This window comes from Thermomonospora umbrina (genome assembly GCF_003386555.1).
GTDB classification, from domain to species: Bacteria; Actinomycetota; Actinomycetes; order Streptosporangiales; family Streptosporangiaceae; genus Thermomonospora; species Thermomonospora umbrina.
The window spans coordinates 2,460,690-2,476,289 of the sequence record NZ_QTTT01000001.1 but is presented as its reverse complement, the minus strand read 5'-3'; the positions used below and the strand labels follow the sequence as shown (position 1 = coordinate 2,476,289).

The 15,600-nt window shown below is 70.6% G+C and carries 19 protein-coding genes; 10 read left to right on the top strand and 9 right to left on the bottom strand.

Annotation, left to right across the window (positions count from 1 at the left end):
* Window positions 1–9 precede the first annotated feature (9 nt).
* The 3 genes from DFJ69_RS10910 (at window position 10) to DFJ69_RS10900 (ending at window position 2,242) form a co-directional block, all read left to right on the top strand.
* On the top strand, window positions 10–1,134 hold the full coding sequence (locus DFJ69_RS10910) for an LLM class flavin-dependent oxidoreductase (RefSeq protein ID WP_116022371.1): 1,125 nt from the start codon (window positions 10–12) through the stop codon (window positions 1,132–1,134).
* 98 nt (window positions 1,135–1,232) lie between these two features.
* The gene (locus DFJ69_RS10905) at window positions 1,233–1,727 is read left to right on the top strand and encodes a hypothetical protein (RefSeq protein ID WP_116022370.1); all 495 of its coding nucleotides are present in this window, start codon (window positions 1,233–1,235) and stop codon (window positions 1,725–1,727) included.
* A gap of 128 nt (window positions 1,728–1,855) precedes the next feature.
* Window positions 1,856–2,242, top strand: coding sequence for a hypothetical protein (locus DFJ69_RS10900; protein WP_116022369.1), 387 nt, complete (start codon window positions 1,856–1,858; stop codon window positions 2,240–2,242).
* Window positions 2,243–2,382: 140 nt separating this feature from the next.
* Here DFJ69_RS10900 and DFJ69_RS10895 read toward each other — a convergent pair whose 3' ends face one another.
* Entirely contained in the window at window positions 2,383–2,589 is a 207-nt protein-coding gene (locus DFJ69_RS10895; protein WP_116022368.1) for a DUF397 domain-containing protein, read from the bottom strand.
* On the bottom strand, window positions 2,586–3,389 hold the full coding sequence (locus DFJ69_RS10890; RefSeq protein WP_116022367.1) for a helix-turn-helix domain-containing protein: 804 nt from the start codon (window positions 3,387–3,389) through the stop codon (window positions 2,586–2,588). The genes DFJ69_RS10895 and DFJ69_RS10890 overlap by 4 nt, the downstream gene beginning before the upstream one ends.
* 214 nt (window positions 3,390–3,603) lie before the next feature.
* On the opposite strand from DFJ69_RS10890, the gene DFJ69_RS10885 reads away from it, so the two are divergent.
* Window positions 3,604–3,885, top strand: a complete 282-nt coding sequence (locus DFJ69_RS10885) for a hypothetical protein (RefSeq protein ID WP_116022366.1) — start codon at window positions 3,604–3,606, stop codon at window positions 3,883–3,885.
* Window positions 3,885–4,307, top strand: coding sequence for a hypothetical protein (locus DFJ69_RS10880; protein ID WP_116022365.1), 423 nt, complete (start codon window positions 3,885–3,887; stop codon window positions 4,305–4,307). The genes DFJ69_RS10885 and DFJ69_RS10880 overlap by 1 nt, the downstream gene beginning before the upstream one ends.
* 165 nt (window positions 4,308–4,472) lie before the next feature.
* On the opposite strand, the gene DFJ69_RS10875 is transcribed toward DFJ69_RS10880, so the two are convergent.
* Window positions 4,473–5,435 carry an SDR family oxidoreductase gene (locus tag DFJ69_RS10875; RefSeq protein ID WP_245974245.1) on the bottom strand — a complete coding sequence of 321 codons (963 nt, stop codon included), beginning with the start codon at window positions 5,433–5,435 and terminating at the stop codon, window positions 4,473–4,475.
* Between the two features lies 1 nt (window position 5,436).
* On the opposite strand from DFJ69_RS10875, the gene DFJ69_RS10870 reads away from it, so the two are divergent.
* Complete coding sequence (locus DFJ69_RS10870) at window positions 5,437–6,036, top strand: TetR/AcrR family transcriptional regulator (protein WP_116022363.1); 600 nt, start codon at window positions 5,437–5,439, stop codon at window positions 6,034–6,036.
* A 264-nt stretch (window positions 6,037–6,300) separates the two neighbouring features.
* Here the strand turns inward: DFJ69_RS10870 and DFJ69_RS10865 are convergent, their stop codons facing one another.
* From DFJ69_RS10865 to DFJ69_RS10840, 6 genes are all read right to left on the bottom strand, one after another.
* Window positions 6,301–8,427, bottom strand: coding sequence for an Rv1355c family protein (locus DFJ69_RS10865; protein WP_116022362.1), 2,127 nt, complete (start codon window positions 8,425–8,427; stop codon window positions 6,301–6,303).
* Window positions 8,424–9,134: a hypothetical protein gene (locus DFJ69_RS10860; RefSeq protein WP_211328581.1), complete on the bottom strand. Its 711-nt coding sequence runs from the start codon at window positions 9,132–9,134 to the stop codon at window positions 8,424–8,426. Before DFJ69_RS10860 ends, DFJ69_RS10865 begins: the two co-directional genes overlap by 4 nt.
* 164 nt (window positions 9,135–9,298) lie before the next feature.
* Window positions 9,299–9,805: a flavin reductase family protein gene (locus tag DFJ69_RS10855; RefSeq protein WP_116022361.1), complete on the bottom strand. Its 507-nt coding sequence runs from the start codon at window positions 9,803–9,805 to the stop codon at window positions 9,299–9,301.
* A complete protein-coding gene (locus DFJ69_RS10850) occupies window positions 9,802–10,308 on the bottom strand; it encodes an NADPH-dependent FMN reductase (RefSeq protein WP_116022360.1) in 507 nt (168 codons plus the stop codon). The genes DFJ69_RS10855 and DFJ69_RS10850 overlap by 4 nt, the downstream gene beginning before the upstream one ends.
* A 103-nt stretch (window positions 10,309–10,411) precedes the next feature.
* Window positions 10,412–10,849 (bottom strand): rhodanese-like domain-containing protein, encoded by a 438-nt coding sequence (locus DFJ69_RS10845; protein WP_116026549.1) that lies wholly within the window; start codon window positions 10,847–10,849, stop codon window positions 10,412–10,414.
* Window positions 10,846–11,301, bottom strand: a complete 456-nt coding sequence (locus tag DFJ69_RS10840; RefSeq protein WP_116022359.1) for a cysteine dioxygenase — start codon at window positions 11,299–11,301, stop codon at window positions 10,846–10,848. The genes DFJ69_RS10845 and DFJ69_RS10840 overlap by 4 nt, the downstream gene beginning before the upstream one ends.
* A gap of 144 nt (window positions 11,302–11,445) precedes the next feature.
* Here DFJ69_RS10840 and DFJ69_RS10835 point away from each other — a divergent pair, with 144 nt between their 5' ends.
* Genes DFJ69_RS10835 through DFJ69_RS10820 form a run of 4 tightly spaced genes read left to right on the top strand, consistent with a single transcriptional unit; the run spans window position 11,446 to window position 15,596 of the window.
* Window positions 11,446–12,696: an ABC transporter substrate-binding protein gene (locus DFJ69_RS10835; protein WP_116022358.1), complete on the top strand. Its 1,251-nt coding sequence runs from the start codon at window positions 11,446–11,448 to the stop codon at window positions 12,694–12,696.
* The gene (locus DFJ69_RS10830; protein WP_245974243.1) at window positions 12,693–13,589 is read left to right on the top strand and encodes a carbohydrate ABC transporter permease; all 897 of its coding nucleotides are present in this window, start codon (window positions 12,693–12,695) and stop codon (window positions 13,587–13,589) included. Before DFJ69_RS10835 ends, DFJ69_RS10830 begins: the two co-directional genes overlap by 4 nt.
* Window positions 13,589–14,419, top strand: coding sequence for a carbohydrate ABC transporter permease (locus DFJ69_RS10825; protein ID WP_116022357.1), 831 nt, complete (start codon window positions 13,589–13,591; stop codon window positions 14,417–14,419). Before DFJ69_RS10830 ends, DFJ69_RS10825 begins: the two co-directional genes overlap by 1 nt.
* A 7-nt stretch (window positions 14,420–14,426) precedes the next feature.
* Window positions 14,427–15,596, top strand: a complete 1,170-nt coding sequence (locus DFJ69_RS10820; protein ID WP_116022356.1) for an ABC transporter ATP-binding protein — start codon at window positions 14,427–14,429, stop codon at window positions 15,594–15,596.
* Window positions 15,597–15,600: the final 4 nt, after the last annotated feature.

Genomic DNA, 15,600 nt, shown 5'->3' with positions numbered 1-15,600 from the left:
GGCACCGTCATGACGTTGAGCTTTCATTGGTTTCTGCCCACCTCCGGCGACGGCCGTTCCGTGATCGGCGGCGGCCACAACGCGCCCGGGGCCACGGGCACCCCCCGCCCTCCGGACATCGACTACCTGGCCCAGATCGCCCGTTCCGCCGAGCAGTTGGGCTTCGACGCCGTCCTCACCCCGACGGGCACGTGGTGCGAGGACGCGTGGTTGACCACCGCCGCGCTGATCAGGGAGACGTCCCGGCTGCGGTTCCTGGTGGCGTTCCGGCCCGGGCTGATCTCCCCGACCCTGGCCGCCCAGATGGCCGCCACCTACCAGCGGATCTCCGGTGGACGACTCCTGCTGAACGTGGTGACCGGCGGCGAGCAGACCGAGCAGGCCCGCTTCGGCGACCACCTGTCGCACTCCGAACGGTACGCCCGCACGGATGAGTTCCTGTCCGTGGTGCGCGGCGCGTGGAGCGGCACGCCGTTCGACTTCGACGGCGAGCACTACAAGGTGCGCGGGGCCACGGTCTCCGGCGAGCTGGATCCCGTTCCGGAGCTGTACTTCGGCGGCTCCTCCCCGGCGGCCGGCCCGGTCGCCGCCCGCCAGGTCGACGTCTACCTCACCTGGGGGGAGCCGCCGGCCCAGGTCGCCGAGAAGATCGCCTGGATCCGTGGCCTCGCCGCCGAGCAGGGCCGCACGCTGCGCTTCGGGATCCGCCTGCACACGATCTCCCGCGACACCTCCGAGGACGCCTGGCGCGAGGCCGACCGCCTGCTCCAGGCCATCGACCCCGCCGCCGTCGCCAGGGCCCAGGAGGCCCTGGCCGCCAGCGACTCCGTGGGCCAGGCACGAATGCGCTCCCTGCACGCCGGCTACCGCGAGGCCGGCGGCTCCGTCCGCGACCTGGAGATCCACCCGGGCCTGTGGGCCGGCGTCGGCCTCGTACGCGGCGGCGCGGGCACGGCTCTGGTCGGCAGCCACGCCGAGGTCGCCGACCTCATCCAGGAGTACGCCGACCTGGGCATCACGGAGTTCATCCTGTCCGGCTACCCGCACTTGGAGGAGGCGTACTGGTTCGGCGAGGGCGTCCTCCCCGAACTCACCCGCCGAGGCACCCGAACCCTGGAGGCGGCATCCGCCTGACCGCCTCCAGCCCGAAGACGCCGCCCCCGTCAACGACGACGCGGACGGCGTCTTTCGTTCGTTGCGACAGGTGGCCTGAGTCTGACCACACTGGTGGCATGAACGCCACGGAGGCAGTGACCTTCTCGGATCTGTCCCGCAACCCCAAGTCCGTGGCCGAACGGGCTGCGCGCCTGGGCCTGCTGCGGGTGACCCACCGGGACGGCCCCGACCTCTACCTCACGGCCGCCGACCGCGAGGAGCAGCGCGACGCGAGCCTGACGACCGCGTCGCGGATCTTCCTGGCGCTCATGAAACACGACCCGAGCGCGCGGGCGCTGCTGCTCGCCATGCCCGATGTGTTCCCCTGGGTACGCCACCTGAGCACCGAGGAAGTCAGGGCCTTCACCGTTGAGCTGGTGGGCGCCCTGTCCAACGCGGCCGAGCTCGATCTCGACACCAACGCCCAAGAGGTCATCACCGGCTGGCGTGCCACCGCACGGATCAAGGCGGACCGCACGGAGCACGAGAAGGCGCTGCGACCGACCACCGGCGACTTCGGGGAGGTACGAGCCACGCCGCCTGGCCCCGTCGAACACGCAGCGACGCCTTGAGGAGGCGTACCGGCTCGGCGTGGGCGCCTTGACGTCTAGGGAGGCTAGATTCGGCCTCATCGTCGCCCGGTGGAGAACGCACTCCGGAGGGCCAGCCGCATGGAGTTCCTGCCAGAGGGGTGGCTGTAGTGGGGAAGACCTACACCGTCCGCGCCAAGCGGTGGAAGAAGGGATGGGAGCTCCACATCGAGGGGCTCGGCGTCACACAGGTCAAGAAGCTCACTGACGCCGAAGCGGTGGCACGCGACTACATCGCGCTCGACTTGGATGCGTCACCCCAGTCGTTCGATCTGGAACTCGCACCAGACGTCGGGGAGGATCTGAACAAGGAGATGCGAGCGGCCAGGAACGCCATCGATGCTCTCGCGGCGGCTCAACTCGACGCTGCGGCCTCTTCGCGGGCGGTGGCGCGCAGGCTTCGCAACGAAGGGCTGACGGGCCGTGAGATCGCCGTCGCCTTGCGCATCTCTCCACAACGGGTCTCGCAACTCCTCAAGGAGGGTCGATCCGGATAGGCCGCCGGCACGGGCGAGGCGGCTCATTCGGCCGCGCGGCAGGTCGTTATGCGACCTCCTCGGCTCGACGGCTCTGCCGTCACCGTACGCGGCGGCCCTCGGCTCGGCCAGTGCCGGAACCGAGGGCCGTCCGGTCGGGGCTACAGGTCGAGGTCGCCGGCCTTCGCCTGGCGGACCAAGCCCTGGAAGGCGTCGCGGTCCACGGCCAGGCGCCCGCCCCCGGGGTTCTTGCTGTCCCTGATGCCGATGACGCCGAGGCCCTGCGCCACCTCGACGCACATCCCGCTCTCTCCGCCGCTGTGACTGCTCTTGCGCCACTGGGCCGCAGCCAGGTGAATCTTGTTCATAGGTTCTCCAAGACGTTCCGGATGAAGGCTTGGGAGTCCTCTGCGGTGAGTGCTTTGGACCTGATCAGTTCGTACAGTACGCCAAGCTCTGCGACATATGCCGCATCGTCCAGGAGTAGCCCCTTACCGCCCGCCATCTCGGAGTATCCGGCTTCGGGATCGCCGGGGGAACTCAGGAGTGTGAACGACGCCTCCGGATAGACCTGGGCGTCGTCCGGGACGATGTGAACGTGGATGTGGGGCTCGTGCGCGAGGCGCAAGAGGTGTTCGAGCTGCTCGCGCATGACTTCCCGGTCACCGAACCATCGCCGGACCGCAGAAGCATCGAGCAGGGCGACGACCACGGGTGGGTCCTCGCGGCGTAGTATCTCCTGTCGCTCCATTCGCGCGGCGACAAGTCGTTCCAGCTTGTCGGGCTGCTGGCCCATTCGCAGAACCGCCCGCGCGTAGTCCTCGGTCTGAAACAGGCCGTGGATGGCGAAGCTCTGGTAGGTCTTGATCACACCCGCCGTCGCCTCCGCATCGGCGAATTCGGGGAACCCGGCGGGCAGGCCGGACTCCTCGATGACCCGGGGGTGTAGCGCCTCGAAGTACATGACGAGCTTGTAGTACTCATCCAGCGATTGGCACAGCTTGAGGCTCGGGATGCGTTTGCAGGTCTCGATGCCGCTGATCAGGCTGCCCGAGACGTGAACGATCTGGCCGAGCGCGGGCTGCGACAGCCCGGCCTCCTCCCTGAGCCGCTTGAGATGGAAGGCGAAGAACGCTCGGACCGATTGTTCCGGTTTGGGTGGTGCCATCGGGGGCTCCTCGTCTACACAGCCGCTTGTGCAGGCGGCCCATCACTTGTGGAGAGCGATCTATGGCTGAGAGTAATCGCGCCTGTCGAAGATGGGAGGCACTTCCCCAGAAGACCCACAGGATGGATCGTTCATGAGCCTCATCAGGCGCTCAGACAACCCGGCGCGCCACCGGGACGCTTCAGAGAAGAGGGATCGGCCTCGAACGCGAGCCGTGCGTGATGAACGGCGCGAGCATCTGACGACCCTCCTCAACGAATTCGAGACCAGGCCCATCTTCCGGGCCCGAGTGGTCGAGCCGTACGGCACGGACTTCATCTATCTGCGCGTCGTCAACCAGGACGCCGGCGTGCTCGCCGAGGACATCGGCTGTCGGATCGAGGAGGACGGTCGGCACTGGTTCACGTGGAGCTGGGGCGACATCATCGGCCCGGTCGGCGACCCCGAGGGGGCCGCCGACAAGATCCAGCGCGTCATCACCCCGGAGCGCCCCTGATGTGCGACGGCATCCGATGGCAGCCATGGCCAGGCCCCGACGCCGGCGGGTCGGACCGATCGGCCGCGCCTTCCGGCATCGAAAGGACTTCGCCGCCGGCCCTGGACGCCGCGAGCGACCTCCGCTCGCAATGCCGGATTCGGCTCCTGACCCTGGCGGCCGATCTGGAGGATTTGGGCGTACGCCCTCGCCTGGCCGACGCGGATCGGCCTCCGTTCCTCCTGCGCTGCTGGGACCCCGTCAAAGCCGGTCCGGCCGTGATCGTGCAGTGCGCCCCCGACGAGTCGGGTCGGCTCCGGTTCTACGAGCACCTGAGCGGAGAACACCTCGGCGATGCGGAGAACGCCCGACAGGCCGGCGACACTATGGCGCTCGCACGCGAGATCGCTCTGAAACTGGGCGTATCGGAGGCCCCGCGTTGACCGTCTTGGACCTGATGACGGGCTGGGCGGTTGTCACGCTGACCATGGGCTCGGGCGTGATCGGGGCGTTCTTCGGGGCCATGCTCGGCCCGGCCCGGATTCGGCGAGAAAGCCCGAGTGACGTGTTTCGCGAACGCCGCTCGCCGGCTGATCCCGCCGCCCGGTTCAGCGCGTCAGTGCGGCCATGGCGTGAAAGGCCCGGCGGTTGGCGGCGAGGAAGTCGTCGAACGTGCGCGGTGAACGGCCGGTCAGTTCTCGCACCGCCGAAGTCGTCGTGGACTGGGAGCCGCGTGCCACCTTCGCGAAAAGGGCGGCGACGTCATCGGCGAATCGGGCGGGGAGTCCCTGGGATTTCAGGGTGGCGGCCAGTTCGTCCGGGGGTAGGTCCACATAGCGGATCGTTCGGCCGAGCACCGTGGAGAGTTTCTCGGCGATCTGGTGGTGCGTGAGGGCCTGCGGGCCGGTGAGGACGAAGGTCTCGCCGTTGCCATAGGCGCCGGCGAGCAGGGCGGCCGCGCAGGCGGCGATGTCCTCGCAGTCGATGTACGAGACCGGGGCGTCGCCGTAGGAGCCGACCAGATCCCCATCGGACGTGAACGAGCCCGCTCCGGTGAGGAAGTTCTGCATGAAGCCGCCGGGCCGGAGGAGCGACCAGCCCATGCCGGATGCCTGGAGATGCCGCTCGATCCGCCAGTGCGCGCCCTCGGCGAGCAGGCCGCCCTCGTGGGCGTCCCGGACCGACACCTTCACGATCCGCGCCACGCCGGCCCGCCGCGCCGTGTCGATGGCCGTTCGCTGTTGGACGATCATGGGCTGCTCCCCGTCCACCGGTTGCGCGCCGGCGCCGTTGAGGAACATCCGGTCGACACCGTCCAGGGCCGCCGCGAGCGAGTCGGGGTCGTCGAAATCGCCGACAGCGAAGTCGCAGCCGAGCGCGCGTCCCTTGGCCTCGTCGCGGACCAGGGCCCGGAACGCGACCCCGTCCGCGCGCAGGCGCCGGACGAGGGGCCTTCCGATGGAACCGGTGGCACCGGTCACCAAGATCATTTCCGCCTCCCGAACGTTCGATGAACTTGAGGGTGCCTCGACAAAGTAACATGAGGGTGCCTCGACCAACAGGAAGGGCACGATGCCGCCACCCCGACCGCAGCCACGGCGCCGCCCACGCGCCGACGCGCGACGCAACCGTGAACGCCTCCTGGCCGAGGCCGACACCGCGTTCGCCGAGCAGGGGACCCATGCGTCCCTGGAGGGCATCGCGAGGAGCGCCGGCGTCGCGATCGGCACCCTCTACGCCCACTTCCCGACCCGCCGCGCCCTGATCGGCGCACTCCTGCACGAACGCAACGAGACCCTGTTCGCGCACGGCGAGGCCCTGCTCACCCACCCTTCCCCCGGGCTCGCGCTAGCCGAGTGGGTACGCGCGGTCATCGAGCACGCCACCGCCTATCAGGGCCTCGCCGCCGTACTGGCCGAGGGCGTCGGGGACGAGGCCTCCGAACTGCACCGATCATGCGTCCGGATGACCGACCTCGGCGATCGGCTGCTCGCCAGGGCCCGCACCGCCGGGGCCCTGCGCCGGGACGCGACGACGGGCGCCGACATGTTCGCGCTGATGAACGCCGCCGCCTGGATCTCCGAGCAGATGTCCGGAGAACAGGCCGACCGGCTCGTCGACCTGGTCATGAGCGGACTGCTGACGACCACCGATCCCGTGGACGCCGGCTGACCCCGGCATCCGAGGCGTACCGCCGGTGCCCCTGCGCGGGCGCGCTGTTGAACCCCGCCGCCCGGATCTCGCCATTCGCCTCGTGGGCCGAGACCGTCCCTACCGACACGTGGTCCGCCGCGTTCACCAAACGGAGCCGTGTACGCAGCGAGGCGAACGGGGCGGTCACGCGGAGCTGACCAGGCGGCGTGGACTTCCGGCGGAAGGGGTGGCCCCGTACACGCGGCAGCCAGGCACGTTCCCGCCGGAGCCAGGCTGGGGCGGTCAGCGTGGTCCGGCCGCCGGGTGAGGTCTGCGGGCGCTGCGGGTGGTCGGGGGCGGGGCGTGGGTGAGGCGGAGGACGAGGGCGACCGCTTCGGTCGGGGGGATCGCCAGGAGGGTCGAGAAGCGCTCCTGGAGGGACGTGACCTCGGGTTCGAAGCCCGGGAAGGTGCCGGCGAGGTCGTCGGGGGTGCGCGCGTAGAGGAAGACCGGGGACATCGGCTGGACCGCGAGGCCGTGGCGTTCGGCTTCGATCCACACGCGCTGGACGGCGGCACCGGCTTGGGCGTAGTCGGTCAAGGTAGGGGCGGGGGCGTCGAAGCAGATCGCCAGGAGGGCGGAGGAGGAGCGGACTCGTTCCAAGGAGTACTCACCGAGGGCGACGCCGCCGCCGAAGGCGCGGAGGCGGGACATCACGTCGGGGCGACGGGCGATGGCGAGCTTGGCCAGCTCGTCGGGGGCCGGCTCCAGGGTGCGCAGGTCGAGGCCGCTGTCCAGGTCGTCCCCGGGAAGGCGCAGCTCCGCGAACATCTCGGCGTGCAGGTCCGGGGTCAGGTAGCGGATCCGGTCGGACGCGGCGAGGAGAACCGCCGCACTCTCCAGGGACTCCGGCGCGGTGATGGCGCGGAGCGTGCCGCCGGCCGGACGCGCCGCCCCGGCCAGGGCCTCCAAGACCTCGGGAGCGAGCGGGGTCCCGGTGCCCGGATGGCGGTTCGTGTGCCGGGCGAGCACACCCGGGAGGTCGCGGGCCAGGTCGGGGTCCGCTCCCCGGCCCCACCGCAGCGTCGCGGTCAGCGCGCCCGGGGCCTCGGTGATCTCGGTGTCGCCGAGCACCCCGTACGCCGCCGCCGCGACCCGCGCGTTGTAGAGGGCCGCCCCGACGGCGACGGCGCTGCCCCGGAAGCCGATGTCCATCCCGGTGGTCGCCTTCGGATCCAGCTCGATCCGGATCCCGTCTGAGGCGTTCGACGTGATCGTCCAGGGCTGGACGTTCCCCCCGGACGGCGCAAGGCCCGCGTAGACGGCGACGGCCTCGGCGAAAGGCAGGGACTCCACGGACGGGGGCTCGTACGCGGCGACCCCGCTCCAATCGGGCTCCTGTGCCGCGATGGGAGGGGCCAAGGCGTCCAGGCACTCCTGGATGTCGACGCGTGTCCGGCCCGAGGGCAGCGGCAGGCCCAGCCCGATGCGTCGTACGGCGGCGGCGACGGTGGCCCCGCCGAGTTGGACGTCGCCGCCGAGCTGCGGCCAGCTCGACAGCGTCTGGTCGATCTCGACGAGGCTCGCGGCGAAGTCGGTCGACAGGCCCTGAGCGTCGAGGATCCGGATGACGTACGGTGCCTTGTCCCGCGTCGACAGCCCGCGCAGGTCCGCCCGGCCGGCCCCGTCCAGCATCCCGTGGAACGGCGGGCGGTCCTGCTCCAGGTCGTAGCGTTCGACGTCGAGCAGGCCCCGGTCGCTGGTCTCCATCAGCAGCGGGACCCGGTGACGTTGCGCGGCCTCCCGGACGGCCAGTTTGACGTCGAGCGAGTCGCACTCCTCCACGACGATCGACAGGCCGTCGAAGAACCCGTCGATCACCTCGTCCGTGATGCCCTCCGGGTAGACGGTCACCGGCAGGTAGGGGTCGAGTTCGGCGATCCGCCGCGCGGTGACCACGGCCTTGTTGAGACCGATGTCGAACAGGGAGGCCGGGACGCGGTTGAGGTTCGCCGCCTCCAGGTCGTCGAAGTCGGCGAGCCGCAGCTCGGCGCAGACGCCCTCCATGGCGAGCGTGTGGGCGATGGCGTGGCCGACGCTCTGCCCGACGACCCCCACGACCAGGGTCCCGAGCCGGTCCTGCTCCTCGCGGGTCAGCTTGTTGCGGTTGCGGTCGAGCCGGACCAGGCGCATGGTGCGCGGACCCGGCAAGGCCACGACGCGCCGCCGCCACGGATAGTGGACCCACCGGTCGTGCTCCGGCCCCTCACCCACCTCGGGCAGATCGAGGAGGCCCGCCAGCTCGGCTCGGATCGGCTCGCGCAGGTCCGAGACCACGATGTCCCCGCGTGAGCGCAGGTCGTCGAGCACTGCGGCGTCATCGGCCCGGGCCGGGTCGAGGATCAAGGGCCGGTGGTCCTGCGCTGTCATCTGCTCCTGCCTCTGCTCGTCGTCTCATAGGTGGATCGCATCAACCGCGCGCGTTCGTCGTCGATCAGCGCGGCCTGCGCGGGGAGGGCGCCCCTGCGGTAGGACCGCGCGTCCCACCACAGCGGGACGGTCGCGTAGCGCCGGTCCGGGTACGGCACCGGAGGCACCTCCGCCGCCACGATCGCGCCCACACCGATGTACCGACCGACGGCATGGGCCGAGGCGGTCATGAGGCTGTAGCGGACGCCGTGCAGCCCTGCCGCGTGCGCCACGCACCGGGCCACGGCGGCCCCGAGGCCCGACAGCCGTGTCCGCCGATCCGTCCACACCGCCTTGACCTCGACGATGCCGTCCGCAAGCCGCCCTTCGAGCGCGTCACGAAAGCCCCGCTCCCCGGGACGCCCCTCCCACGCGCGCAGCGCGTGCACCTCGTCGACGGCGGAGTACGGCTCCAGGATCCGCACACCGGCCACCGCCTCGCCGTCCGAGTCCAGCCCCACGATGAACCGGGACGTGGTCCCGCCGTCGCGGATCGCCGGATACTCCAGGGCCGACTCCACCCCGAAGTGCCGGTAGGCCGCCAACGCCCCCCGAAGGAACCGCTCCCACAACTCCGGCCGGGCCCCGGGCTCGCAGACCCGGAACACGCACCCGGACTCCGCGTCCAGGAACGCCGCCTCGCCCTCGATGTCAACGCACGTCTCCATGACGCCTCCGCGATGAGGACGGCGTGGAACGCCCCGGCCGGGACCGCTCCCTAGCGAGACGATCTTATCTATTTGAGGCCCGAGGAGGGCAAGACCGAGGCCCGGTCCCCGCTCGGACCGGGCCTCAGCGCTACACCGCGGCGGCCACCCCCGCCGCGGTGCGTCTATGGGTAGGGGATGAACCGACCGAAGCGGCCGTGATGGTAGACGAGGGGCGTTCCTCCGTGGCCGTTCTTGGTGCCGATGACGAGGCCCACCATCAGGTGGTGGTCGCCGATCTCGACGGTGCCGTGGGGAACGGCCAACAGATGGGCGGTGACCTCCTCCAGGAGAGGGACGCCGCCCGGGCCGGAGCGCCAGGCGGTGGGGATGGCGAAGCGGTCGATGCCCCGGCGGGCGAACCGGTCGGCGACCTCGGCCTGGTGCCCGGCCAGGAGGTTGATCGCGAACAGGTCGGCCTTGGCGAGGTCCCCCCACGTGGTGGAGGAGTTGTCGACATAGAAGGAGACGAGGGGCGGGTCGAGGCTGACCGAGGAGAACGAGGTGGCGGTGAGGCCGATGGGACGGTCTCCGACCCGCGCCGTGACGACCACGACGCCGGAGGCGTGCAGGGCCAGCGTGCGGCGGAAGCGCTTCTGGTCGACGGGCCGGTGGGTGAGCATCTCGGTCATGCGGCCACCTCCACCTGGGGCGCGGTCCGGTCCGCCCAACGGTCGAGGACGTCGTTCAGCCGGGGGAGGTCGGACTCCAGGAGGGCCAGGCCGGGTGTCGGGACGCGGGCGCCCAGTTCCACCAGCAGCGGCCGGAGGTGGACCTCCACGGCGAGGGCGTGCCGGGGGTCGCCCATCAGCAGCAGGGGCAGGGCGGTCGCCGAGCGGAGGGCCCCGGAGGGCAGCAGGTCCAGGAACGCCTTGAGCAGGCCCGTGTACGTCCCCTTGTAGGTGGGGCTGGCCACCACCAGGACGTCGGCGGAGGCCACGATCTTGAGGGCCGCGTCGAGGTCGGAGGAGGGGTCGGCCGCGTGGATCTCCCCGGCGAGCACCGCCAGATCGACCGTCTCGCCCGGGTTGCGGAGCCCCAGCCGGCGGGCGACGGCCTCGGTGGCCTCGAGGGCGGCGCGGTGGGTGCGGGAGCCGGCTCGGGGGTTGCCGATCAGGGTGACGATGCCGCTCATCGCAACCTCACTGCCGCGTGCGGACGGACGGAACGGAAGGCGCGGGCGCGGGTGCAGGTGCAGGGGTGCATCATCGGGGGCTCCAGGCGTGGGGTTTCGGGGTTCAGTGGTAGGTCGGGTCGGGTTCGGCGGGCCAGGGGCTGCCGGTCGTGGGAAGCCCCAGGGCGCGCCAGGCGCGGTAGCCGCCGACCACGTCGGTGGCGCGGCTCAGTCCCAGGTCGTGCAGGGAGGCGGCGGCCAGGCTGGAGGTGTAGCCCTCCGAACACAGCACGATCACCCGAACGTCGTAGTCGGTGGCCTCGGCGATCCGGGCGTCGCCGGCGGGGTCGAAGCGCCACTCCAGGACGTTGCGCTCCAGGATCAGCGACCCGGGCACCTCGCCCTCGGCCGCGCGGAACGACTGGGGCCGGATGTCCACGAGCAGGGCGCCGGCGGCGAACTCCTTGTGCGCCTCCGCGGGCTCCAGGCGGACCAGCCTCTCGCGCGCCGCCGCGAGGATCTCGTCGATCGAACGGGCCCCGGGGGGCCGGGCGGGGGTCACCACTGGTCGGCCCGTTCCTCGGCGAGGCGGACGAGGCCCCCGTCGGTGAGGTCGTACCGGTTCATCGTGGTGAGCGGGGGCGAGTAGACGTGGACGCTGACGGCGGGGGCGTTGGTCACGTTGCCGACCTCGTGGATGTACGAGGGGCCGAACTCGCGGTACTCGCCGGCGGACAGCGAACGGGACACGCTGAGGTCGTGTTCCTGAAGACAGCCGAGGGCGACGGCGAAGGCTCCGCGCGAGCCGCCGTGATCGTGGAAGCCGGTGGACTGGCCGGGCATCCAACTGATCAGCCAGATCTCGTGGTCGTCGCCTTCGTGAAGGCGCTCGTACCAGCGTTCCTCGGTGCTCAGGCGCACCCGGCGCACCCAGTCCTGCGGCGCCGCGGCCAGTGACCGGGCGATCTCCGCCGGCCTGAGCCCGGTGGGTGCGGACGATGTCCTCAGGGTCATGGACACCGACGGTCGCAGAAATTCCCTACCAAGTCAACTGGAATAGTCAGGTAGTCCTGTCCGAGCGCTGACGATTACCCAGGGTGAGACATCGTGACCTGGGTATGACGACTGATCATCAAGGACCATCGGGGGCGGAGGGGCATGCGCTGGGCTTCGTGCGGCGCCATGGCCGTCGTGCTGCTGGCCGGGGTGGGCGGGGCGGCGGCAGGCTGTGGGGGCGGGGAGTCGGGGCCGCCCGAGATCAACCTGTACAACGCGCCCCAGGAGAACATCGGCCGCATCGTCGCCCGATGCAACCGCAGGGCCGCCGGCCGCTACCGGATCACGCTCAACACCCTGCCCCGTGACGCCGACGGCCAGCGTGAACAGATGGTGCGGCGGCTGGCGGCGGGCGACACCGGGCTGGACGTGCTCGGCCTCGACGTCATGTGGACCGCCGAGCTGGCCGAGGCCGAGTGGATCCTCCCCTGGACGGGCGCGTACGAGCGGCAGGTCAGACGGGGCACGCTCCCCAAGCCGCTGGAGACCGCCACCTGGGACGGCCGGCTCTACGCCGCGCCGTACACCACCAACGTCCAGCTCCTCTGGTACCGGTCCGACCTCGTTCCCAAGCCGCCGACCACCTGGAACGGCCTGATCCGCGAGTCCGACCGGCTGGCCGCCGAGGGCAGGCCCCACTACGCCGAGGTCACGGGCGCGCCGTACGAGGGCATCGTCGTGTGGTTCAACAGCGTGCTGGCGTCCGCGGGGGGGAGCATCCTCAACACGGCGGGCGAGACCGTCATGCTCGGCCCGCCCGCGACCAGGGCGCTGGGCGTCATGCGGGCGTTCGGGCGGTCGCGGGCCGCCGACCCGTCGATCTCCAGCATGCGCGAGGACGACGTGCGGCTGGCGATGGAGGGCGGCCGGGCGGCGTTCCAGATCAACTGGCCGTTCGTGTACGCGTCGATGGCGGCCAACAAGCCGCGTCTGCTGCCCGACTTCAAGTGGGCGCCCTATCCGGGCGTCGACGGGCCGGGCCGCGCCCCGTTGGGCGGCGCCAACTTCGGGATCAGCAGGTACACCGAGCATCCGCGTGAGGCGTTCGAGGCGGCGTTGTGCCTGCGCGACCCGCAGAGCCAGCTCACCGCCGCCGTGATGGACGGGCTGCCTCCCACGATCCGCACCGTGTACGACGCTCCCCAGATGGCCGAGGCGTACCCGATGCGGCAGGCGATCCTCGACGCGCTGGAGACCGCCGCGTTGCGCCCCAGGACACCGACGTACCAGAACGTCTCCACGGTCACCTCCACCATCCTGTCGCCGCCGGGCTCCATCGACCCGGTGAAGACCGAGGCGAGGCTGCGGGACCTGATCTCCGACGCGCTGGAGAGCAAGGGGGTCCTGCCGTGATCCGCCGGAGCGAGACCGACGAGAAGACCGCCGAGCGGCGGCTCGGCCTGTGGCTGTGCGCCCCGGCGGCGCTGATCATGCTGCTGGTCACCGGCTGGCCGATCCTGTACTCGGTGCTGCTGTCCCTCCAGCGCTACGACCTGCGCTTCCCGAAGGAACGGGCGTGGATCGGGCTGGCCAACTACGGCGCGGTCCTCACCGACGGCTTCTGGTGGAACGCGTTCTGGGTGACCGTCCTGGTCACCGTGGTCAGCGTGGCCATCGAGCTGGTGCTCGGGATGCTCTTGGCACTGGCCATGTACCGCACGCTGGTCGCCCGGGGCGCGATCCGCACGCTGGTGCTGATCCCGTACGGCATCGTCACGGTGGTCGCGGCCTACGGCTGGCGGTACGCGTGGACGCCGGAGACCGGCTGGCTGGCCGGGATGCTGCCGGAGGGCTCCGCGCCGTTGACCGAACGGACGCCGGCGCTGGCGATCATCATCCTGGCCGAGGTGTGGAAGACCACCCCGTTCATGGCGCTGCTGCTGATGGCCGGCCTGGCGGTGGTCCCGAACGACCTGCTCCAGGCGGCCTCGATGGACGGGGCGACGCTGTGGCAGCGGTTCTTCCGGGTGACGCTGCCGCTGATGAAGCCGGCGATCATGGTGGCGCTGCTGTTCCGCACGCTGGACGCGTTCCGGATCTTCGACGACATCTACGTGCTGACCAACGGTGCGGCCGACACGAGTTCCGTGTCGGTGATCGCGTATCACAACCTGATCGGCGGGCTGAACCTCGGCATCGGCTCCACCATGTCGGTGCTGGTCTTCCTGACCGTGGCGGTGATCGCTGCCGCCTTCATCAAGGGCTTCGGCATCAGCACACCCGGCACCCAGGGCGGGAGGCGCTGATGGAGCACTCCCGGGGCGCGCTCGTCCGGTGGTCGCTGGTGGACGTGCTGGTGGTGCTGTACGCGCTGGTGCCGGTGCTGTGGATCACCTCGCTGTCGTTCAAGGACCCGGCCACGTTCACCGACGGGTCGTTCATCCCGCGCGCGTGGACGCTGGAGAACTACCAGGGGATCTTCGACAACGCGGACTTCACCCGGGGGCTGATCAACTCCATCGGGATCGGGCTGATCGCCACGCTGATCGCGATCGTGTTCGGGACCATGGCGGCGTACGCGGTGGCCCGGCTGGACTTCCCCGGCAAGGGCGCGCTGGTGGGGGCGTCGCTGCTGGTGGCGATGTTCCCGCAGATCTCGCTGGTCAGCCCGCTGTTCCAGATCGAACGGGCGTTGGGGCTCTTCGACACCTGGCCGGGGCTGATCCTGCCGTACATCACCTTCGCGCTGCCGTTGACGATCTTCACATTGTCGTCGTTCCTGCGGGAGATCCCGTGGGAGCTGGAGCAGGCGGCGCAGCTCGACGGGGCCACCCCGTTCCAGGCGTTCCGGCAGGTGATCGTGCCGCTGGCGATGCCGGGCATGGTCACCACCGCCATCCTGACGTTCATCTTCTGCTGGAACGACTTCCTGTTCGCGATCTCGTTGACGTCCTCGAACCGGGCGCGGACGGCCCCGGCGACCATCTCGTTCTTCACCGGCAGCTCGCAGTTCGAGGACCCGGCCGGGTCGATCTGCGCGGCGGCGGTGGTGGTCACGATCCCGATCGTGATCTTCGTGTTGTTCTTCCAGCGCCGGATCGTGTCCGGCCTGACCTCGGGCGCGGTGAAAGGGTGACGGGCCGATGGCCGACATCGTTCTGGACGGGGTGACCAAGCGGTACCGGGACGGCACGGTGGCCGTCGCCGACCTCGATCTGCGGATCGCCGACGGGGAGTTCATCATCCTGGTGGGCCCCTCCGGCTCGGGGAAGTCCACCACCCTCAACATGATCGCCGGCCTCGAGGAGATCTCCGACGGGGAGCTGCGCATCGACGGTGAGCGGATGAACGAGCGGGCCCCGCGCGACCGGGACATCGCGATGATCTTCCAGTCGTACGCGCTGTACCCGCACATGACCGTCCGGCAGAACATCGGCTTCCCGCTCAAGCTGGCCAAGATGGACAAGGCCGCGATGAACGAGAAGGTGGAGCACGCCGCCGGGCTGCTGGGCCTGACACCCTACCTGGAGCGCAAGCCCGGCCAGTTGTCCGGCGGGCAGCGGCAGCGGGTGGCGATGGGGCGGGCGATCGTCCGCAGCCCCAAGGCGTTCCTGATGGACGAGCCCTTGTCCAACCTCGACGCCCGGCTCCGGGTGCAGATGCGGACCACCATCTCCCGCCTCCAGAAGGACCTGGGCACCACCACCGTGTACGTCACCCACGACCAGACCGAGGCGATGACCCTCGGCGACCGGATCGTGATCATGAAGGACGGGCTGGTGCAGCAGATCGGCTCCCCGCAGGAGCTGTACGACCGGCCCCGCAACCTGTTCGTCGCCGGGTTCATCGGGTCGCCGCCGATGAACTTCCTGCCCGGCGAGCTCGGCCCGGACGGGCTGCACTGCCCGCTGGGAACCTTCCCGCCGGCCGACCGGATGCGGCCCGCGCTCCGCGAGGACGGCCGGCCGCGCGAGGTCATCGTGGGCGTCCGGCCGGAGTCGTTCGAGGACGCCGCGCTGGTCCCCGACCCCGGGCCGGCCACCTTCACCGGCACCGTCGACATCCTGGAGTCGCTGGGCGCGGAGAAGATCGCCTTCTTCGACCTCGGCGCGCAGGGCATGGCCCGTTCGGAGCATCTGGAGGCGCTGTCCCGCGACCGGGGCACCCACGACCTCGGCGACACGGTGCAGATCGCCGTACGGATCGACCCGAGGTCGCAGGCGGCCGAGAACGGGTCGCTGAAGGTGTGGTTCGACCGCGAGGCCGTCCACCTCTTCGACCCCGAGAGCGGCGCGACCCTCACCGAGGTCTAGCCGC

Coding starts and splice junctions, on each gene's coding strand:
- DFJ69_RS10910 (WP_116022371.1), top strand. CDS start 10: ATGACGTTGAGCTTTCATTGGTTTCTGCCCACCTCCGGCGACGGCCGT.
- DFJ69_RS10905 (WP_116022370.1), top strand. CDS start 1,233: ATGAACGCCACGGAGGCAGTGACCTTCTCGGATCTGTCCCGCAACCCC.
- DFJ69_RS10895 (WP_116022368.1), bottom strand. CDS start 2,589: ATGAACAAGATTCACCTGGCTGCGGCCCAGTGGCGCAAGAGCAGTCAC.
- DFJ69_RS10890 (WP_116022367.1), bottom strand. CDS start 3,389: ATGGCACCACCCAAACCGGAACAATCGGTCCGAGCGTTCTTCGCCTTC.
- DFJ69_RS10880 (WP_116022365.1), top strand. CDS start 3,885: ATGTGCGACGGCATCCGATGGCAGCCATGGCCAGGCCCCGACGCCGGC.
- DFJ69_RS10870 (WP_116022363.1), top strand. CDS start 5,437: ATGCCGCCACCCCGACCGCAGCCACGGCGCCGCCCACGCGCCGACGCG.
- DFJ69_RS10865 (WP_116022362.1), bottom strand. CDS start 8,427: ATGACAGCGCAGGACCACCGGCCCTTGATCCTCGACCCGGCCCGGGCC.
- DFJ69_RS10860 (WP_211328581.1), bottom strand. CDS start 9,134: ATGGAGACGTGCGTTGACATCGAGGGCGAGGCGGCGTTCCTGGACGCG.
- DFJ69_RS10855 (WP_116022361.1), bottom strand. CDS start 9,805: ATGACCGAGATGCTCACCCACCGGCCCGTCGACCAGAAGCGCTTCCGC.
- DFJ69_RS10850 (WP_116022360.1), bottom strand. CDS start 10,308: ATGAGCGGCATCGTCACCCTGATCGGCAACCCCCGAGCCGGCTCCCGC.
- DFJ69_RS10840 (WP_116022359.1), bottom strand. CDS start 11,301: ATGACCCTGAGGACATCGTCCGCACCCACCGGGCTCAGGCCGGCGGAG.
- DFJ69_RS10835 (WP_116022358.1), top strand. CDS start 11,446: ATGCGCTGGGCTTCGTGCGGCGCCATGGCCGTCGTGCTGCTGGCCGGG.
- DFJ69_RS10825 (WP_116022357.1), top strand. CDS start 13,589: ATGGAGCACTCCCGGGGCGCGCTCGTCCGGTGGTCGCTGGTGGACGTG.
- DFJ69_RS10820 (WP_116022356.1), top strand. CDS start 14,427: ATGGCCGACATCGTTCTGGACGGGGTGACCAAGCGGTACCGGGACGGC.